This is a genomic window from Snodgrassella sp. ESL0324, from assembly GCF_013344955.1.
In the GTDB taxonomy this organism is placed as follows: Bacteria; Pseudomonadota; Gammaproteobacteria; order Burkholderiales; family Neisseriaceae; genus Snodgrassella; species Snodgrassella alvi.
In genome coordinates, this window is record NZ_JAAEDS010000012.1 from 259,087 (window position 1) to 278,490 (window position 19,404).

Below are 19,404 nucleotides of genomic sequence, written 5' to 3' on the forward strand. Positions count from 1 at the left end.
CATAATTTCTTAAAAAACCTTCCCGTTAATCCGGCCGCCTTTCAGTTGCAATGTATATACTTTACCATTGTCCACATAGCTAATCCGTACCGGAATATTTTCAAGCTGGGGAGCGAATGCATATTCCACTACATCATCGCCACGACTGATACTGTACTGTCTGATCTCAATTTGCCGTCCGTTTAACATCAGCTGATCACTACCACGGCTATTAACTGCATCCAGTTGGTACACTTTTTTACCATTAGTCAGATAAGTATTTGCGGGCAATTTACCTTGATTAAAGCCCAGCTGCCAGCCAAGAGCAAACATATCATATACCGGCCCGTTCACCGACATATGTTTAACTGCTTCGGAAACCTTACCATAATCAACCCCATGCTCAGAAAAACGTGCCTGAGCATATGGTTTGCCAAAGCGGCTGTCAGTGTAGGAAAGCGGATTTAAAACTGAGTCTTTTACGGTTCCGGACGAAACAAACTGCATCTGGTAAAAAATCAAATTAATTTGCGTATTAATCTGATACTGACCATCCTTTTGCACAAAATCCATATTTACCGGCAAACCATAACTGTCGACAAACTGCAATTGTGCCTGCTTAGGCAGGTCTGCTGCCTGTGCCATAGGTATAAACAGCAAATTTATCCAGACAAACAACAAACCTGAATATACTTTTAACTTCATATTTTTCTCATAACATCTCAGTTTTTCAGGCAGGCCACATTATCCGTAACAGCATCAGCAAGATTTTTAACTCTGTTACCTTCAACTACCAGATTTCCAGCAACAAAATCAGCCACTGCTTTTGGTAAAAGCTGATGCTCAATCTTTAATACCCGCTGTGCCAGAGTATCGGCTGTATCCCCGTTCAGAACAGGTACTACACCTTGGGCTATAATCGGACCGCAATCCAGCTCGGCAGTGACAAAATGAATCGTACAGCCTGCAACCCGGCAGCCACTATCCAGTGCACGCTGATGAGTATGCAGTCCGGTAAAAGCGGGCAATAATGACGGATGAATATTAATTAATCTGTCCGTATAATGTTTGCAAAACTCAGGTGTTAAAATGCGCATAAAGCCAGCCAGTACCACCAAATCAGGCTGATAAGCATCAATATGCTTAATCAATGCCGCATCAAATGATTCACGGCCTGGATAATCATGATGGCTGATTGCCTCAGTTGTCAGCCCGTGTTGCTCAGCCCACAGTAAACCGGCTGCATCAGCCCGATTACTGATTACTGCCACAATTTCTGCCTGCGCAATATCGGCTTCTGCAAGAGCCTGCATATTGCTGCCGCGACCGGAAATCAGAATCACAATTCTTTTTTTAGCGCTCATCTCTCACCTGTCAACCAAAATACCTAGCCCAAAGAAACCATTTCCAGCTGCTCCAGACTTCGCCCCAGAAATCGCTCACCAATTGTCTGGAAACGTAGCGGAATATCACTGACATAAAACCGGTATTGCGCACCTGAATGATCAGGATTAATCAGATTATGCTGTTCCAGTGCCAATGCAGTGGCTTCAGCAGTCGTAATCGCTGAATCAACTAATTTCAGATCAGGAGCCTCCTGACGGATTAAAGGCTTCAGTAACGGATAATGAGTACATCCCAAAACCAGCGTATCCACTTCTTCTGCCAGAATCGGCTTCAGATACTCCCGTGCTGTCAAGCGGGTAACTTCATGATCCAGCCATCCTTCTTCCACCAGCGGCACCAGCAACGGACAGGCCTGTGAAAAAACACGCGTTTGTGCATTCTGATTATGAATCGCCCGGGCATAAGCATTACTGTTAACAGTAGTACTGGTGGCTATTACACCAATGTGATTATTCTGAGTGGTTTCCAGAGCAGCCTGTGCACCTGCGGCAATTACATCCAGAACCGGCATTGTGCCTGCAAGCTGCCTTACTTTTTCTCTTGCCACCGCAGCTATAGTATTACAGGCCACAACCAGCGCCTTAACATCATGCTCAAGCAGAAAAGATACAATCTGTTCAGTATAAACTTCAATTGTATGTCTGGATTTCATACCATACGGAACACGCGCCGTATCACCAAAATAAATAATATTTTCATTAGGGAGCCGTTCCATCAGTGCGCGAACCACTGTCAGGCCGCCCACCCCGGAATCAAATACACCTATAGGTTGTTGTATTGCAGTCATTTGTCTCTTCATTATTGACCATGACAACTCAGTTCAGCATAAACTGAATTAATCGGATATCAGTCATTATTGTGATTATAGCATTGACCCGGAAATATACTCATAGCTCAGTACACAACAAATGTACATAAAAGAAGCCTGAATCCGGAAACAAGACAGACAGACTGAATTTTATTACTTTCGTTATTACAAACTTTATCGCATAATAACCCCGTTTTGATTAATTAAAAACACCATGTCTGCCACTGAAGTCCGTGAAATTTTTCTGGCTGATGAAAACGATACCCTGAAACTGGGCGAACGTTTTGCACAGCTTATCAGCCCTCCTCTGATTATCTGGCTGGAAGGTGATCTGGGTGCGGGCAAAACAACCTTTACCAGAGGCTTACTCAACGCTCTTGGTTACAACGGTGCAGTTAAAAGCCCTACCTACAATATAGTTGAAACCTACCCGTTTAAAAGCTTTAACCTGCATCATTTTGATTTATACCGTTTTCAAAATCCGGAAGAATGGCTGGATGCAGGACTGGATGAACTGATTACAGCAGACAGCATTATTTTGATTGAATGGCCACAGCTCGGCGGTGATTTGGCACCTCCGGCTGACATTATCCTGAACATCACCATCAATGGTAGTGGCCGCACAGTACAGATAAATGCCGTTACTACAAACGGAACAAAAACATTAAATAAAATTACAGAATAAACCATGTCCAACCACATCAGCCGCCGGAAATTATTAATTGCATCTACTGGCACGCTTTTAATCAGCCAGACTCCATTTGTACGCGCAGCCCAGACAGGGGCTGATATTGTGGCTTCACGCATCTGGCCGGCCACAGCCTATACCAGGATGACATTAGAATCCACAACACCCATCCAGTTTAAATATTTTCAGCTAAAGAATCCTGACCGTCTGGTTATTGATATTCAGGGGTCAGCCACCAATCAGTTTTTACGTGAACTGAGCAATAAAGTTCTCCCAATGGATCCCTATATTGCCAGTGTCCGCGTCGGACAATTTAATCCTGAAACCATCCGTATCGTGATGGATTTGAAAACCACCGTTAATCCTCAGGTATTTTCGCTTGCTCCGGTTGCCAGCTTTAAAAACAGACTGGTAGTGGATTTATACCCTACAGCCACCGTAGCCATGGAACAGGAAAAAAACGATCCCTTAATGGCTCTATTACAGGATTACAGTCACGGTAAAGTAAACAGTGACGGCACTACCCGTCCTCAGGCTACAGCCTCCACACCTCCGGTAAAAAAACTGCCTGAAAATAAACCCCCAGTAACTCAGCAGCCTCCTCAACCATCAGGTACGCCAAATAAACTGAATCGTCAGCCTGTAATCATGATTGATCCCGGACATGGTGGTGAAGATCCCGGAGCCACAGGTCCTTCCGGTCTGCGTGAAAAAGATGTAGTACTCGCCATAGGGCGTGAAGTAAAAAAAATATTGGATTCGTATGGTTATAAAACTTATATGACCCGAAACGAAGATATTTTTATCCCATTGGGTGTACGTGTAGCCAAAGCGCGTAAACTCAGAGCAGATGTTTTTGTTTCCATTCATGCAGATGCATTTACCAATCCGTCAGCAAAAGGTACTGGTGTGTATGCACTTAATCCCAAAGGCGCCACCAGTGCAGCAGCCAAATATCTGGCACAAACCCAGAATGCAGCTGATTCGATTGGCGGGGTAAATTATTCAACTGATAAAAATGTCAACAACACACTGTTTGATCTGACTCAGACAGCTACCATCAATGATAGTCTGAAACTCGGTAAAGACGTACTGAATCAACTGGCCAAAATCAACAACCTGCATAAAGGCAGTGTCGACCAGGCAAATTTTGCCGTCCTGAAAGCACCGGATATCCCATCAATTCTGGTTGAAACAGCTTTTATTTCCAATCCGACTGAAGAACGTTTACTATCTAACAGCGATTTCAGAAAAAAAGTTGCAAACTCAATTAGCAGCGGAATTAAGGATTATCTGTCTACAGCAGTGCTGGCGCGCCGCTGATAAGAATCTTCGGAAAAACAAAAAGAAAATGACTAAATGATATTAATTTTAAGCAATCAATATTATATAGACATAATAAAGACAAATCGGATACCTAAATATCAAAATAATTTATTTTATAAATTTAAAGTTTGAACAAATTGGTATCAGATAAAAAGAAATACAGGATATTGATTGTGGTTATTCATTCCGCCAACAATCAATATCCTGTAATAATTGAAATTACTAGGAATAAATAGAATTAATTAATAATTAAAATAACAAAAAAACAATTTATTTAATAAATTTGATAATATTTCGTAGCTATTAATAACTATGAACTTATCACAAAGCTATAGATTAAATTATTAAAAATAATTCAATTAAATATTACTGGCTTCATTCCATATATCAAATATTTGCTTTTCACCCAGATGCAAAACGTCAGTTAAATATTTCCACCAATTATCATCGTTTAAAGCAAAAAGCTGAGTTTCCAGAATGTAATTACGAATCTTGATTAAATCAATTCCCTTTAACACATTTTCTGCATCTTTCACTAACGCTTCTTTATTTTTCCCCAGAGTGATTTCCAATTGAGAAAGCATTTGTGTGCGGGATAATGAACCGGCATTGTTACGTTTATCCTGCAAGCGTAACTGTTCAGCATCCGCTTTTTCTATCCAGTTATTTGTTTTATCAGACCATTGATGGTAAATATCAGGACAAGGTATTGTAGTTACAGTAGCTGGCAATATGCCCAATTCATTGATTACCACCACTTCTCCGGTTTTCTTACTATAAACGGTTTCTCCGCGATGATCTTCAATATACTTCCATGTTTTACCTGTCCATTGAGCAACAAATCCATGTTTGAATTCCGGCTGTTCAGTCTGAATACATAATGCGGGAATTAAATAATGACCATTATTTGCCAGAGGATCTAAGTCAGCGATAGTCATTCCAACAAAATAATTATTTTCGTCTAACTGGCATACAGGAATAGTTTTTGCTTGTGTTTCCATTTTCATTCCTTAAATTTTAATGCAGGCTAATAATGCAACATTCATTGGGCGTACTTCAGAAGATCTACCACCAATGGCTATTATGTGGTCAGAACCAAATACGGCTGTTGATACCATATTTGTTTTATATATTGCTTCCTGTTGAAGATTGTTTTGTTCTATCAGTATTTTATTTTTATGATCTTTTGAATCTACTAGATAATATCTATTTGTCTTATCTTTATCTGAGAAAGTTTCATCATGTTGCAAGCTTCCTAATTCACGGTTTTTATCTTTATCTAAACCTCGCCCATCATCCCATCCTCGCAAAAATAGACCACGTAAATCCGGTAAATTAAACGTTGTTGAGCCATCCCCGGCACCGAAGCGTGTGCCAATTGCAGCAAACAGATTTGCATATGTAGTACGTGATAAAGCTGCACCATTAGCTTTTAACCAGCCGACTGGTGCAGAATCCATGGCAAAAAACTGTACAGCTCCGGCAGGCGTAGTATTAATATTGGTATTGCCATCAAATGGCACGCCATTTATTGTACATATTGTTTGCAATCTGGTAGCAGTAGCAGCATTACCAGATGTATCCTGATTACCTTTAATATTGACACCCGGTAAATCTATATCTGTTTTGGCATTAAATATAACTCCACCAATTTTTCTGGCAGCTATCTGAGCCGCGTATGAGGCAGTAGCTGCGTTACCGGATGTATTCTGATTACCGGGTTTATTTACTCCGGGTAAATCAATATCCGCTGTACCATCAAATTGCACATCACCAATTTTACAGGCCGCTTGCAATTTAGTTGCAGTAGCAGCATTACCAGATGTATCCTGATTACCCTTGATATTGACACCGGGTAAATCTACATCTGTTTTGGCATTAAATATAACTCCACCAATTTTTCTTGCAGCTATCTGAGCCGCATACGAGGCTGTAGCCGCATTTCCCGATGTATCCTGATTTCCGGGCTTATTTACACCGGGTAAATCAATATCCGCTGTACCATCAAATGCGACACCACCCACATTTCTGGCTTTGCTAAGTTTGTCAGCTACCTGTGCTTTTTTAGCCAAATCTGCGCTGGCAGCGGTAGCTGATTTATCCAGCTTATTGTCTTTCAGCCATTTGGTTCGGTTAGCCAGCTGTCTTGTCGGTACATTATCGATACCATTTTCCCCGCCCAATACCGGATCGGATGTTTCCCATTGATAAATACCTTCTTCCCAGAACGAAGATTCTTTTAAATTTGCCATTAAGCAGTTCCTTTGTTAAATGAGCCATCCCGCTGTGCCTGTCCGTTATGCTGTAGTGGTACAGCAGTATAGTCGAGACTGGAAAGCACACAGCGTGCCGGAGCAAAAGCAGCCAGAGTTTGACGTAATAAAGCTGCCTGTTGATTAGTAATCGGGTTATTCAGTAAGATACGGTAATGCGCCCAGTAACTATTATGTCCGCGTACATACATACCATCGCGCTGAATATTACCGTTGTGCCGCTGGTGATTAAGCCCTTCAATAATCGTTATTTCACCAAAGCCGAGGCGGCGGACAATCTCCCGTAACGACCAGGGTGTTCCCTTGTTACGGTGAAGCTCGTATGCACCTTTAATCAATTGACGTTTGGCCTGATTGCTTTCTGCCAGCCAGTATCCGTTTACTCCGAGAATACAATGGCTTTCAGCCAGAAGTTCAAGATGATCGGGCAATACCAGTTCTACTAGCCGGGGCATAAGCTGTGGCGTACTCACCAAATCCAGACGCAATCCCAGAGCAGCCAGTGCCCGCATACGCTGATCACGCTCAATCACTGCTGCATATGTCAGCCTAGCCATCCACTGCCTCCTCAGCTATGCTCAGGGTCAGATCCGTACAGTGTGCCCATGTATCAGCAGCAATCTTAGTCAACGCTAAATTCGGTGTGGCAACGTTATAAACACCATCAACTTTTAATAATGACTGTATAACTAACGGAACTACATCTACTCCGAGTCGTTGCTCCTGACTAATCTGATATTGCTGCCAGGCAGCTCGGGCTGCTGCAAGCACAGTTCTTGCATCAGCACCAATATATAAAGTTAATATTGCATTTACCTGATAAGTAAACGTTTTCGGAGCCCGTACAATCACCTGATCACATAGTGGGCGTATCCGCTCATCAGACAAAGCTGTCTGAACCTGATTAACTAGTTCTGCTGAGGGCAAACCGGTTTTTGTAAGCAAAGTCACTGCAACAACACCTCCCAAGGGTTTACCTTGTTTATCAGTATCATTGCTTACATAGACATCTATGATGTCCTGACTTACCTGTCTGGCAAAATATTCATAAGCTCCTACAGGTCCGGCAACTGAAAATGATTCAGGAGCAAGCAGAATACGTACCCGATAAGCATCATCACTTTCAATATCTATGCCGCCTCCTGAGGTTGTAACATTGCTGACCTTAATCTCAGCAATATCAGTCAAATGATCGGCTAAAGTATTAATCTGGCCTGCTGACCAGCCATTTCCTATGATTCCCGATGCCTGACAGACAGCATTGAGCTCAATGCTGGGAGTGGTTGCAGTAAGCATGCCTGCTGCGGTAGTGGCAAATATCAGCGAATCTACAGTCACTCTGGTCCCTTTCGGAATCATAATCTGCTCTTTACCTTTTAGAGCAGCCTGAAAACACAGGGTTGTTTGTGCCGGCTGAGCCTGTAATCGCGGAGTATTAACATCATCACCACATAAATCCAGCATCAGGCCGGTAGCAAAACGTACATGTTGCTGCCTATAGGCCTCGTTTATCTGCTGGCGGGTTAATGCCTCGCGATAGGCATAAGTATTAATCAGTAAGCGTTCAATATGCGCCGGCTGTAATGTTTTGCCGGTACGATTCTGATAATCATTTATGGTATCGGCCAGAATCGTTGCCAGATCGTCTTCAACTATTTTTACATCTGTTCGTGAAAGCTTAGTTAAATCTGTCATTTTTGTACCAACCCAATATTTGTTTGATAAATTTCACCGGCTACCTCTTCTGCGATCCGCCAATGAACAGTTATCGTCAGTTCAGGTGCGTGACCAGTAAAAGTGACCTGTTCCACTACCACACGCTTTTCCCAGGTTTGAATAGCGAGAATCACTTCACGGGTTACACCCGGAATAAAGACATCTTCTGGTGTATCCAGATAGTCCAGATGGTCTGAACCAAAAGTCGGCCGGGTTACATCTGTCCCTTTACGGGTTATTAAAATATTCAAAATACATTGATTAATATCATCAATACCGGTAACAATATCGCAGCCACTATCCAGTGGCGCTAGCTGCCAGTGGCGGGTACGCGGTGTTATGGTCATAGCGGTTTTCCAAAAATAAAAATCCCTGTCAGAATGAACAGGGATATAAAAAATAAGAATTAGCAGAGCGTTTCGCTGATTATCAGTTTGGTTTGCCCGTATTTCCACCTGAAGTCAGATCAGGATGAGTATGACTCTTAAGACTTTTACCATCGGCTAATACATCTCCGCCTTCAACTTTAATTGTGCCGGTTATTGAGGCCGCCGTACCACCACCGCCGGAACCGGCCATTCCGCCCTGATAGGTCAGTTGCCCCTGTACCAGTAAGCTGCCGGTAGCAGTAGTGGTAGGTGCATCAAGAGTAATATCTCCTGCTTTAACCAGTACCGTATCTGCTTCTACGATTACTGCTCCGCCAGTCTGAACACAAACTTCACCACTATTGCGATTATGGCTGATCACCGTACCATTGCTGAATTTTTTCATCCAGACATTATTATTATTTACCGGTGTACTATCAGCCTGATTGTATAAGGCTCCCAGAACCACACCATTTTCTCCCCGTGCATCCAGAATACAGGCGACCAGCTCTCCTCTGTCAGGCAGTGAATAAAAACTGTTTCCGCCTGCAGCAGCAGTCAGCATTGGCAGCCAGTCAGTGTGAATATTTTCTAATGCCGGTAAACTGACTTTAAGCATATGCCGTCCGGCATCTATGGATTCAACAATACCAAACTGTAAAGTCGCACCGAATTCATACAGTTTCTGCATGCGTATCACCATCTGCGTCATCAGCAATATATTCAATCATATTTATTTCCAGAGACGTTACATAACCTGAACTGCGGCTCAAATTATGGCTTGCCTGCTTAATCTGGTAATTTCCCGACATTTTGCCATAACCGCTCAGACGAATAATCTGACCGGCTACCAGCTTGACATTACCAAAAAGATCCAGAGTGCCGGTTACCTGACACTTGCGTGCATCGGCCAATGCAGCATCTGCACGTGCAGCTAATTGCTGCTGTGATTCCCCTTTATTAGCCACAATTTTCAGCTGGTCACCGCTTGCACCCTGTTTACTTTGCGGGCGTAACGGCTGTCCTTTACGCTTAACCGTACGTACTTGTTTAGTCTTAGGGTCGTAGCCGGAAGCAACCACTTCATTAGGAACGCCTTTGATCTGATCGCGAAAACTGGCTGACTCAATATCTTCTGGCAGCAACTCCAGTACCGGTTCCTGTGCAGTTAATTCCGTGTTGGCAATAAAAGCCAGAGTCTTATCAACAATTTTAAAAGTATAGCCAAACTGTTTTGCTAGTCGCGCCAGAAATTCAACATCACTTTCCTGATACTGTGTGATACGTTCAATTTCCAGCTTGGCAATCGGATTTTTAACCACCAGTTGTAATCGTGCGGCTACTGTCTGTACAATTTTTTCCAGAGTGGTTTTTTCATACGCCTTAGGCTGTAAAGTCCGGCTGGCCGAAGTAATTCCCGTAGAAAGCGCTTTCAGAGTAATCACATTTGGTTTAAATGCATAATCGATATCCGCAATCTCAAAATTACCAAGATTCACCAGACCGGTAAACTGATCACCTAGAGAAAACGACAGCAAATCACCCTGTTCAGGATACCAGTTACGCAACCATCTGCCATCTGTATCTTCAAACGACACAGACAGCTCATCTGATTGCTCACCCAGATAATCCGTATAACTAATGCTGATAAGATAAGGTTTAATTGCTAATGTAATGTCTTTTTTTTCATATCCGATAATAAAATCCGGCATAGTAACCGGATGTGTTTTGCTTAAGCCGGATAATCCTTTTAGCATATTTAACGCATCCATGGTGGCATATCCTCCTGAGCAGCATGAGTATCAGACCGGATAACCGGAATCAGTACAGTCAGATTTGCCGTAAATTGTTCAGCCAGCGCTAAATGCGGGTTGGCCGCAATCAGCCTGTCAATCATCGTGGCATCACCATAGTATTTATGTGCAATCAAATCCCAGCGATCCCCTTCACTGGTCTGATATTGCAAGACTGAATCAACCATAATCAGACCTCATCTTTTCTTGCTGCCAGCCACGCCGTCAATGACTGAGTACCTGCAGTTGCATTTCCAATACTGTCTTCTACCGTTGCTAACACTTGTTCACTGGTATTCAGCCAGTCGCCCCACTCTCCGCTATCGTAACCGGTTTGTATTAAATTAATACATGTTTGCAGCTGACAGGCTGCCTGACCCGTGTAAGACAGAAAATCTGCTGCTCCGGCCAGATTTCCGAACCATTCACCAATCTCAGGTAAAGTATTCAGTTTATCCAGAGTCTGACCACCTATAGACAATACATCTGCAATCAACCCCATCCAGCCGGCAGTATTATGCTGAACAGTACGCGCGCGCGTAATCAGGTTCTGAATATCAGTAATATTCTGTTCAACAGAATGATAAATACGCACACCAGTCTGAACCGCTGCGGAAACTTTATTAACCGCGCCTTTAACCGACTCCGGTAAAAAAGCAAGCAGCGGATTCTGTCCGGTCATGATTCCCGGTGTTGGTAACGGATTATTCGGATCACCAACAAATTCAAGCAATTCAACACTAATTTCGCGCGCCGCCGTACGCCCTTTAGCATCCTGGATTAAAGTTGTACTGCTTAATTGCTGTATCACAAACCAGCCCGCAAACCGCCCGGAACCGAACACCAGCGCCAGCGCCTGCTGCGCTTCTTTAGCACTAATCAGCGCATTATAGGCATTATCCGGATTAGCCAGCTTCCAATGCAGCAGCATACCAAAACGTATCGTAGTCAAATCATTACCGGTAGCCTGCAGGCGCGGTCGCCCGGCCAGTACATCATGTTTGGCAAAAACAGCACTGTGCGTTTCTTCATAACTGGTGAAACTATCCAGCAGTTCAAAGCGAATATCCCCTAGCATTGCATACATCAGTAACTCCTCAACTCTTTTGCCTGCATCATGCGCCGGTACATCTGCTCAAATTCACGCTGGCTCAGTGCAAGCGCCTGCTGAATGACTGAACGGTCAGCATTACCATTAACCTGAATTGTTGGATTAAAATTAATGGTTACAGCACTTGAATCATGTCCGGCCGGATAACGGTTCTGTGCAAACTCTGTTGCATTTAGCTGCATTTTTTCATTTAACTGTGCAGTCAGCTTTCCGGAACCGGCTTTAAATTTCTGCTGTAAACGCTCAGCTACCTGACCTATCGCCGAAACAGGTTTATCCGCCCCGAGATCAACTCCCAGATGCATTCCTTCCATCAGCGAGCTGCCGATACTTTTAAATATCCGGCTGGGGGAATTAATACCCAATACTGATTTAGCCTTATTAATAATTTTACTGGCAAACTCACCTACAGCATTAACAGCTTTACTGATACCTTCAGTAAAGCTTCGGACCAGACTATCAATAATATTGCGCCCGAATTCACTGAATTTAGCAGGTAATTCTCTGAAAAAATTCATACCGGCTTCAAATTTGGTCTTAACCGTATCCCATAAACCAATAAAGAATTTCTTGATTGGCTGCCAATATTTATAAATCAATAAGGCGGCCATACCAATGGCCAGCGCAACCCAGCCTATCGGTGACATCAAGAAGGCCCGGCCTACTGCCATAATTCCCTGACGCAGCAAATTAAGTACAAACCTGCCTTTACCTAAAACACTAAACCCCTTCCCCAAATTCGAAAAAACCGAAAACAGAGGTCTCAACGCCTTAGAAATCAGACCAAAAGACTGCACAATTTTTTTGATGGGAGCCATTGCTGCACGACCAATTGCACCAAATGCTTTCTTCAATAAACCTAATGCAGCACGACCTTTACTAAAAACAGCAAACTTTTTTCCAATGCCGGACAGCTTACTGCCAAAAGACATCAGTTTCTGACGCAATGAACCTGCAGATTTTCCGACTGAGGAAATTGCAGTTCGAAGACGCTTAAATACAGAACCACTTTGCTTAAGCTCACGTGCCACCTGAAAACGGGCAAAAATAGTACGCAGAACAGCCAGCGGACCGGTAACCATAGTAATCGCATAACGAACAGTCAGTAATACCATCCGTAAGCCTGCCATTCCAATACCAAAAGCCACTACAGATTTAATCAGCGTCGGATGTTTCTGAATAAAAGGCAATACAGTATTAAGCAGCACATCTTTAGCCACCTGAGCGAAAGTATTAATCTCCGGTGCCAGAATAGCACCAAAAGCATTCCCGACCTCAGCAACCGAATCTTGCAGATTTTCCATACTGACAGCCAGCGTATTTGTCTGCAGTTCTGCTCGCTGATCAAGAGAAGGCTGCTGATTTATTTTAGTTTGCATGGTCTGATAACCGGTATGACCACCTTTAGCAGCGGCTGAAGCAACTTGTCCGCCCTTCCCGCCAAACACAGCATCCATCATATTCAGTGCAGCGCGTTCACCATACTTAGTTTTAACAGTTTTAAAATTCGTTTCCAGCTCACTAATAACCACACGCATGTCTTTAAGTGAACCGTCTTTATTAAATAAATCAAACTTTACACCGGATTTCTGCATCATCTGGCGCATTTCCGCATTCATAGCTGACGTAGCCAGATGCATAGCTTTAGGTCCCTGCGCCAGCTTATTCAGAAATTCTTCCATCCCATCTGCGGCCGCAGCTTTACTGATACCGCCTTGTATTGCCATACCTTCTAAAGCATATATTTTTTGCTGATTCTGTAAACCGGTCAGATGAAGTCTTTGCAGAGGAGAAGCCATAGCACTTTGAAATTTTTCTATATCTTCCAAACTCATTCCGGTCGAATAAGCCATTTTCTGTACAGCGTCCAGACCGGCTGATAATTCAGTATCTTTCAGCTTATAAGTTTGCATCAGCCCTTTGGCAACAGAAATATCCTCAATTTTTTTACCGAATAATGCATTAAAACTGGCTATTGACTTCATACCTCCCTGAAGTAGCGAATCATCAGACATATTAGCCATCTTCATATTAGTGGCAAGACTGGTAAAATCATTTTTATTTCCCCGCTGCTCAAGGCTTAGCTGTGCTGTTCGGGCATTAATCTGATCAAATCCGCCTGATCTGCCATCATTTTGCATCATAGCCTGCTTCAGCCCGGTTTCAGATGTTTCGCGCTCCATATAAATTTTTACAGACTTTTCAGCTGGTTTCATCAAAGCTTGCAGCGTGCTCTTAGTTTTGCTTAATTCACTACCGATTTTAGTGCGCTGCTCCAGAAGCTTATTTTGTCTTTCAATTGCCTGAGTTAATTTATCCTGAGCATTACCCGCTTTAGCCGTCGCTGCTGAAAAACTATCAATAGAGCGAATTTGTCCATGTAAACCTTGTAAAGCTTTTCCCATCTCCTCAACATGCCGGGTCGCTGTACTGATAGCAAAGCCAAAAGCCTTTACAGAACGGTGCACCTCACCAAAATCAGAAACGAATCCATTATCCATAACGGCACCAATATATTTTTCTCCAATCACCTAACTGTATTGGAATCTACTTATTTATATTATTTGTTGTTTCGATTACTGTGACTGTCAACTTATTATCGCTTCATAACCACGCTTATAAGCTTACAACAAGTTAACAGCACAGTTACTTCAGACAGCAACCAGTTATAGTTTGCTGTATTTGGCTTTAATCTGCCGGTTAGCCTGTTGCTGCCATTGCAAAATTTCCTCCAGAGACATTTCATCAATATCTGCCGGAGAAAAACCAAACCACCACGCTAAATCCGCAGCTGCCTGATAAAAACTATCCCAATCAGTGAGTACCCAGACAAAACTGACGCACCTGCGTGTAGTCCTCCCATGACAACTCATCAAAATCTTCACTTTGCAGACCAGATGCCATAGCCAGACACTGAGCTTCCTGTAATACTGCATTATCAGGATACTGTTCTGCAGCACGTTTAAAATCTTTAACCCGTACCCGGCGCAATGTCAGCTCCGTTATCGCACCACTTGGTGTTTGCAGTGGTTCCGCCAGTTTAATTACTTTGCCTGTACCCAATTGTTCTTGCAGATTTTGCGCTTCAGTTTGTGCCATATTTATTCCTCGACTAATCAATAATTACTGAATCAATTCAGCATATAAAAATACTTCAACCATAAAAAAGCTCACTCCGGTAATCAGAGTGAGCATTCAAATACATCAATACAAATAAAAATTACATACCAATATTTGCACGCATCTGCGCCAGCATATCCACACCATTCACCCGGTACTGATTGGTAAATGCGTTGTAATACAACACTTCACGACCAGCTACTGTCTGATGAATTTCAGTAGCCTGAAAAGTGCTGGCGAATTCAGCTTTTTCTTTCGGTTTATAAGTTCCCAACGGATTTTTGCTGAAAGTTGCCATTACAGTCACGACCATCGGAGCCTCAGCTGCAAGTCCGGAAGCATTAAATGCCTGCACATTGGCACGAACCATTAACTGACAAGCTTTAAAAGGGTTATATACTTTTGTAAACACATCCGGATAGAAACTATTCCAGGTGATTTCCCCTTCCAGTGCCTCAATCCCGCTAGGCAGTTTTACTGAGCCCACCAGACCCAGACCTTTAGTTTCTGTCTGACCAACAGAAATATCCGGTAATTTAAACTGACTGGCACGGCCTAACTGACTATTACCATTAACATAAACATTGGCATTATAAATTGCATTAAATTCTGTCATAACTGTTTCCTAAGCGGCAGACTGGTTACTAATCAAATTAGCCAGATAAGTACGGGTCATCACACTGGTATTAGTGATACGTTCTGCAGGCAGTTTAGGCGTATAGTCATACTTAATTGGTACCTGCCCTTTACTAAAAGCATCAGCCAGATCATAGTCATAATCCAGGCTAACACTAAAACCAACAATACTCTTCAGCGTACCCAGATAGGTGCGCACCGTACCCAGAAGGCTGTCAATCAGCGCATCATCAATCGGCAAATCAATATACTGTAACTGAGCGCGGCGAATTGATTCATTAATCAAATCGCCGGTACGCTGTGCAGTTTCAAAGTTTTTAATATGTGTTACTGTCGGGAAACAGGCCAGACGGTTACCCCATAAGCGGAAACCAGTACCATAACTGTTAAATACCGTCGTAATACCCTTTTCATTCAGACGATTGGTTTCTGCCTGCGGATCATCAATACGTGCAGTCAGCGAAACCTCCATACCCGTTACACCGGACAGTTCACGATTGGAAATACTGAACCAATAACCCTGTTCAACATCAGTTCGCATTCGTAAACCGGCTGCATGAGTAGCCAGACTTTCCAGCTCACCACTGGTACCGGTAACATAGGGATAAAATAATTGCGCCCGATCCGAAGACGTCTGAAAATTAATATTACCGAGCGAACCGCGCCCCTGAACAGCCTGAGTAAGCGTTGTTCCTTTCGGCGCAGCAATATAGGCAATAGCTTCAAGCTTATCAGCCAGAGTAACCATAGCTGCCGCCACTGTCGCTTCCGCATCAAACTGAGGCACAATAATAATTTTTGCATCTGCTCCCAGCTGGGTAAAACCTTCCGTAAGCAGTTCCATCCCTTTGCGCTTACCGGTAGCTGCCTCGTAACCGCCGATAATATCCTTTGAAGTTACTTTACTTGGATCAAGATAAGTATAACTAATAGAGACATCTGAACGCATTTGAACAAAAGTCAGCTCACCTGTTTCATTATTCAAAGCATAGTCAGTACCCTCTGATAATGTCTGATTACCAGCCAGAACTGTATAACCTGCCTGTACAGCCGGATGGGCTGTTTTCGCAGTCAGCGTATCACCGTCAATAACCAGTAACTCAGAATCAACGACCGTTTTATGTTTATCCGGATCCAGTACATTCACTACATAAGCAACACCAGACTGATAACGAGTCCAGATATTGGCCGCATCAGGTAAAGTGAAACCTGCACCAGTCAGGAAACCGAACTGACTGAAATCTTTAACAGTCTGACATACAGTTAACTCATTAACCGGACCAGACATACCGGTACCGACAATTGCAGTAATTGCCCCGTCTACGGTATAGACAGGGCTGCTGCCACCATCAATACGAATTGTTTCAACACCATGCAAATAGGCTGCTGCCATGATGATTTTTACTCCTTCGAAATTACAGAATGTGAAATAGCTCTGGCCTTAATCTCACCACGAGTTGGTATAGACTTGACCAAATTTTGCTGATTAATCACCGGACGCTGCTCCACCTGAAGTGTCTCGGTGCGAGCGCGTAACCGGTATTGCCAGACTCCGTCGGCCTCACCCAGAAAGCGCTCACTCAACAATCGGATTTGCTGGCAATGTTCAGGCTGGAATCCCACTAATGCCAGACGTAAAGAATCGAGTAAATCCAGAACACCGTTTTCACCATCCAAAGCACGTGCAAAAACAGTAAAACGCAATTGCAAATGCCTCTCCTGTACAATCAGATCCGTACTGCGCGGCTTTTTAAATTTACTGCGCTGATAACCGATTAAGACCGTACCCAGCGAATGAACAAACTGATAATTCTTTAAACTATTAGGCATCAGTTGTACTGAATATTTCGGCAATGCTTGCTGAAGATGTGTCTGCACATCATTTAAAACAGAACGGGTTAAATTCATCCAGTACTCTCCATACATTCCGGCAGGCACAAAAAAACCTCACAATCAAAATTGTGAGGGAAATAAATATTGCGACTAAACAGTTTACAGCTTAAACCTGCCAGCAAAAAATCAATAAAATATTTACAAAATCAAATTGTCATCTTTAACAAAGATGACACTCAGAATATGAATATACAAAAAAGTATAAACATTAAAATGACAAAAGCATTTTAAATAACAGCTATAAAAAAAGCTGCATTCGCAGCTTTTAATCATAATTTGGCGGAGAGGAAGGGATTCGAACCCTCGATACGCTATTCACGTATACACGCTTTCCAGGCGTGCGACTTCAACCACTCATCCACCTCTCCGTGAGAATGGAATTGCGCGCATTATAACGAGAGCGTATCTTTCTGGCAAGAACTTCGCAATCCGGCTACTATAAAATCAGTGATAACAATCCTGCCGCAATCAGAGGTCCGACCGGTACTCCGCGTAAAAAAGCCACACCAATAATGGTGCCAATCATTAAACCAGTGACAATGGTCGGATTAACCTGCATCAGATGAACACCGCGTCCGCCCAGCCATGCCACCACTATACCTACCACTACTGCAGCCATGGTTTTCCAACTGGTTACCAGAGCTGCAATTTGTGCAGGCTGAACCTTACCAGTAATTAAAGGAGCCAGTACCCCTATCATAAGTAACATAATACCCAGTTGCACACCGTATTTTTCCAGTACAGGTGCATATTTAAGCAAAGGCGTTTGCTGCACCAGCAAAATAATCAGTGCAGAAATGGTTACAGAAGGGTTATGTCCGATAATACCCAAAGCCACAAACAATAATAGCAGCAAAGCATTTGCATTACTTGCCCAGAAAGACATATTCATCCCCTGATTTAAGATTATTGAAAATAAATACCCGTATCAATCCCATTGCAACAACATGAGTGACAGATACAAATGTACAAAACAATAAACCATAATCAAAGCCAGAGCAATTCATGCTTGTATATCAGAAATTTTTCCGACTTCATGAGGGTTTAAACGTGCCTTATCTTCCTGCCCCAATCCGACCAGACTGCGCAAATGTGTCATATAATCATTAACATCCAGCCCCTGACCATAACGTTGCGCCTGCCATAAAGTTTCAGCCAGAACTTCTATCATATCGTGTTCCGCTTTCACCCAGTCGCCTGCATATTGCTGACACAAACGCTGATGAATTGCAGCAATCCCGAAAGGCTGATCTATCGCTACCTGCTCCTGTACAGACAAATGCAAAGATAAATGCAGAAACGGATTAGTTTCACCTTCTTCAGGCCGCCATACCCGGGTTAAATACTGCTCGATATTTTCCAGATAAGGTGCATATTCTGTGTGTGCAGCAATAATTCTCAACGCTTTTTGTTGCAGCGCATCCAGCAACTGCGGCTGCTGACGTTTACGCCATACATCCGCAAAAAAATGACGTACATCATTAGTATTGACATCATACATAACAGCACTCATTGCAGACAAAATAATGCAAATTATAAAACAATGACCTTATTACTGATAATTTATTACTCCTATCGCAACCAGTTTCTTCTTAATAATCCTTATTTCTGTAACAGCACATATTTTCAAAATGGATTAATAACCAGACATCAATAACTATTCATTAAATTGTATATCAATCAAAATAAAGAAAAATTAGCTGATGTATACAGTAATTACTGCGAGCCTTACCGCAGCTAGCGGTAATAAACTAATCATAGATTTTTTATTTTCTTATAAGCCAGACTCATCCTATCAATTGGCATTATCAGATTACCAGTACCGTAACTTTATAAAAAGCTTGCAAATAACTTACGATATGAGTTAACTGTTTGCACTAAATGACTATGGCATACATTTTACCTGTACTGGTGCCGTTGTTCTTTCACAGTAAGCTGCCCCCTTCGCATTAATAACAACGTAATGTTCAGTATTTTCATACGTACAAACTAACGAAGGATCCCTTAAAGCATCTAAATCCCATACTTGTTTGTTTTTTTTATACTCAGGTACTAATGATACCTTCATACATACTGGACCATCATATGCATAAACATCATCAAGCTTATGAACACCATGTGCGTCAGAAAAAGATGACGGACAACTCACAACAGGAGTCTGAGCATAGCAATTAATTGATACTACGCCAAGTAACAGGCTAATAAATAATGCTACTATTTCTGTACTATTTGATAACATATAAATTAATATCTGTCATTTTGAGTATAAGCATTAATTTTTCAAAC

Annotated in this window: 23 protein-coding genes and 1 tRNA gene; 2 read left to right on the plus strand and 22 right to left on the minus strand. The window is 42.6% G+C overall.

Going from position 1 to position 19,404, the window contains the following annotated elements; all coding sequences use genetic code 11:
* Positions 1–9: 9 nt before the first annotated feature.
* From GYY70_RS03355 to murI, 3 genes are read right to left on the minus strand one after another with little or no spacing between them, the layout of a single operon-like run.
* Positions 10–684 (minus strand): DUF3108 domain-containing protein, encoded by a 675-nt coding sequence (locus GYY70_RS03355; protein WP_174831288.1) that lies wholly within the window; start codon positions 682–684, stop codon positions 10–12.
* Between the two features lie 17 nt (positions 685–701).
* Entirely contained in the window at positions 702–1,343 is a 642-nt protein-coding gene (purN, locus tag GYY70_RS03360) for a phosphoribosylglycinamide formyltransferase (protein ID WP_174831289.1), read from the minus strand.
* A 23-nt stretch (positions 1,344–1,366) separates the two neighbouring features.
* On the minus strand, positions 1,367–2,173 hold the full coding sequence (gene murI, locus GYY70_RS03365) for a glutamate racemase (protein ID WP_038648809.1): 807 nt from the start codon (positions 2,171–2,173) through the stop codon (positions 1,367–1,369).
* 235 nt (positions 2,174–2,408) lie between these two features.
* Between murI and tsaE the strand changes: the two genes are divergently transcribed.
* Positions 2,409–2,879, plus strand: a complete 471-nt coding sequence (tsaE, locus tag GYY70_RS03370) for a tRNA (adenosine(37)-N6)-threonylcarbamoyltransferase complex ATPase subunit type 1 TsaE (RefSeq protein WP_041879587.1) — start codon at positions 2,409–2,411, stop codon at positions 2,877–2,879.
* 3 nt (positions 2,880–2,882) lie between these two features.
* On the plus strand, positions 2,883–4,205 hold the full coding sequence (locus tag GYY70_RS03375) for an N-acetylmuramoyl-L-alanine amidase (RefSeq protein WP_174831290.1): 1,323 nt from the start codon (positions 2,883–2,885) through the stop codon (positions 4,203–4,205).
* Positions 4,206–4,567: 362 nt separating this feature from the next.
* Here the strand turns inward: GYY70_RS03375 and GYY70_RS03380 are convergent, their stop codons facing one another.
* The 19 genes from GYY70_RS03380 to GYY70_RS12315 all read right to left on the minus strand — a co-directional run bounded on the left by GYY70_RS03380 (position 4,568) and on the right by GYY70_RS12315 (position 19,357).
* Positions 4,568–5,209 (minus strand): hypothetical protein, encoded by a 642-nt coding sequence (locus GYY70_RS03380; RefSeq protein ID WP_174831291.1) that lies wholly within the window; start codon positions 5,207–5,209, stop codon positions 4,568–4,570.
* Positions 5,210–5,218: 9 nt separating this feature from the next.
* Entirely contained in the window at positions 5,219–6,460 is a 1,242-nt protein-coding gene (locus tag GYY70_RS11935; RefSeq protein WP_180214713.1) for a phage tail protein, read from the minus strand.
* Complete coding sequence (locus tag GYY70_RS03390) at positions 6,460–7,038, minus strand: phage tail protein (protein ID WP_174831292.1); 579 nt, start codon at positions 7,036–7,038, stop codon at positions 6,460–6,462. Before GYY70_RS03390 ends, GYY70_RS11935 begins: the two co-directional genes overlap by 1 nt.
* Positions 7,031–8,176, minus strand: a complete 1,146-nt coding sequence (locus GYY70_RS03395) for a baseplate J/gp47 family protein (RefSeq protein WP_174831293.1) — start codon at positions 8,174–8,176, stop codon at positions 7,031–7,033. Before GYY70_RS03395 ends, GYY70_RS03390 begins: the two co-directional genes overlap by 8 nt.
* Complete coding sequence (locus GYY70_RS03400) at positions 8,173–8,544, minus strand: GPW/gp25 family protein (RefSeq protein WP_025330552.1); 372 nt, start codon at positions 8,542–8,544, stop codon at positions 8,173–8,175. Before GYY70_RS03400 ends, GYY70_RS03395 begins: the two co-directional genes overlap by 4 nt.
* Before the next feature lie 82 nt (positions 8,545–8,626).
* A complete protein-coding gene (locus GYY70_RS03405) occupies positions 8,627–9,256 on the minus strand; it encodes a phage baseplate assembly protein V (RefSeq protein ID WP_174831294.1) in 630 nt (209 codons plus the stop codon).
* A complete protein-coding gene (locus tag GYY70_RS03410) occupies positions 9,240–10,337 on the minus strand; it encodes a phage late control D family protein (RefSeq protein ID WP_174831295.1) in 1,098 nt (365 codons plus the stop codon). The genes GYY70_RS03405 and GYY70_RS03410 overlap by 17 nt, the downstream gene beginning before the upstream one ends.
* Positions 10,325–10,546: a tail protein X gene (locus GYY70_RS03415; RefSeq protein WP_025330549.1), complete on the minus strand. Its 222-nt coding sequence runs from the start codon at positions 10,544–10,546 to the stop codon at positions 10,325–10,327. The genes GYY70_RS03410 and GYY70_RS03415 overlap by 13 nt, the downstream gene beginning before the upstream one ends.
* 2 nt (positions 10,547–10,548) lie before the next feature.
* Positions 10,549–11,445, minus strand: coding sequence for a phage tail protein (locus GYY70_RS03420; RefSeq protein WP_174831296.1), 897 nt, complete (start codon positions 11,443–11,445; stop codon positions 10,549–10,551).
* Positions 11,445–13,970: a phage tail tape measure protein gene (locus tag GYY70_RS03425; RefSeq protein WP_174831297.1), complete on the minus strand. Its 2,526-nt coding sequence runs from the start codon at positions 13,968–13,970 to the stop codon at positions 11,445–11,447. Before GYY70_RS03425 ends, GYY70_RS03420 begins: the two co-directional genes overlap by 1 nt.
* A 165-nt stretch (positions 13,971–14,135) precedes the next feature.
* Positions 14,136–14,342: a GpE family phage tail protein gene (locus GYY70_RS03430; protein ID WP_080690445.1), complete on the minus strand. Its 207-nt coding sequence runs from the start codon at positions 14,340–14,342 to the stop codon at positions 14,136–14,138.
* A complete protein-coding gene (locus GYY70_RS03435) occupies positions 14,284–14,568 on the minus strand; it encodes a phage tail assembly protein (RefSeq protein ID WP_025330546.1) in 285 nt (94 codons plus the stop codon). Before GYY70_RS03435 ends, GYY70_RS03430 begins: the two co-directional genes overlap by 59 nt.
* A gap of 121 nt (positions 14,569–14,689) precedes the next feature.
* The gene (locus GYY70_RS03440) at positions 14,690–15,205 is read right to left on the minus strand and encodes a phage major tail tube protein (RefSeq protein ID WP_037475438.1); all 516 of its coding nucleotides are present in this window, start codon (positions 15,203–15,205) and stop codon (positions 14,690–14,692) included.
* A 9-nt stretch (positions 15,206–15,214) separates the two neighbouring features.
* Entirely contained in the window at positions 15,215–16,618 is a 1,404-nt protein-coding gene (locus GYY70_RS03445) for a phage tail sheath subtilisin-like domain-containing protein (RefSeq protein WP_174831298.1), read from the minus strand.
* Between the two features lie 8 nt (positions 16,619–16,626).
* On the minus strand, positions 16,627–17,133 hold the full coding sequence (locus GYY70_RS03450; protein WP_174831299.1) for a Gp37 family protein: 507 nt from the start codon (positions 17,131–17,133) through the stop codon (positions 16,627–16,629).
* A 262-nt stretch (positions 17,134–17,395) separates the two neighbouring features.
* Positions 17,396–17,486, minus strand: a tRNA-Ser gene (locus GYY70_RS03455).
* 68 nt (positions 17,487–17,554) lie between these two features.
* The gene (locus GYY70_RS03460) at positions 17,555–18,010 is read right to left on the minus strand and encodes a DUF441 domain-containing protein (RefSeq protein WP_037475441.1); all 456 of its coding nucleotides are present in this window, start codon (positions 18,008–18,010) and stop codon (positions 17,555–17,557) included.
* 111 nt (positions 18,011–18,121) lie between these two features.
* Entirely contained in the window at positions 18,122–18,619 is a 498-nt protein-coding gene (locus GYY70_RS03465; protein WP_174831300.1) for a DUF1841 family protein, read from the minus strand.
* Between the two features lie 384 nt (positions 18,620–19,003).
* On the minus strand, positions 19,004–19,357 hold the full coding sequence (locus tag GYY70_RS12315; RefSeq protein WP_370521139.1) for an STY0301 family protein: 354 nt from the start codon (positions 19,355–19,357) through the stop codon (positions 19,004–19,006).
* Positions 19,358–19,404: the final 47 nt, after the last annotated feature.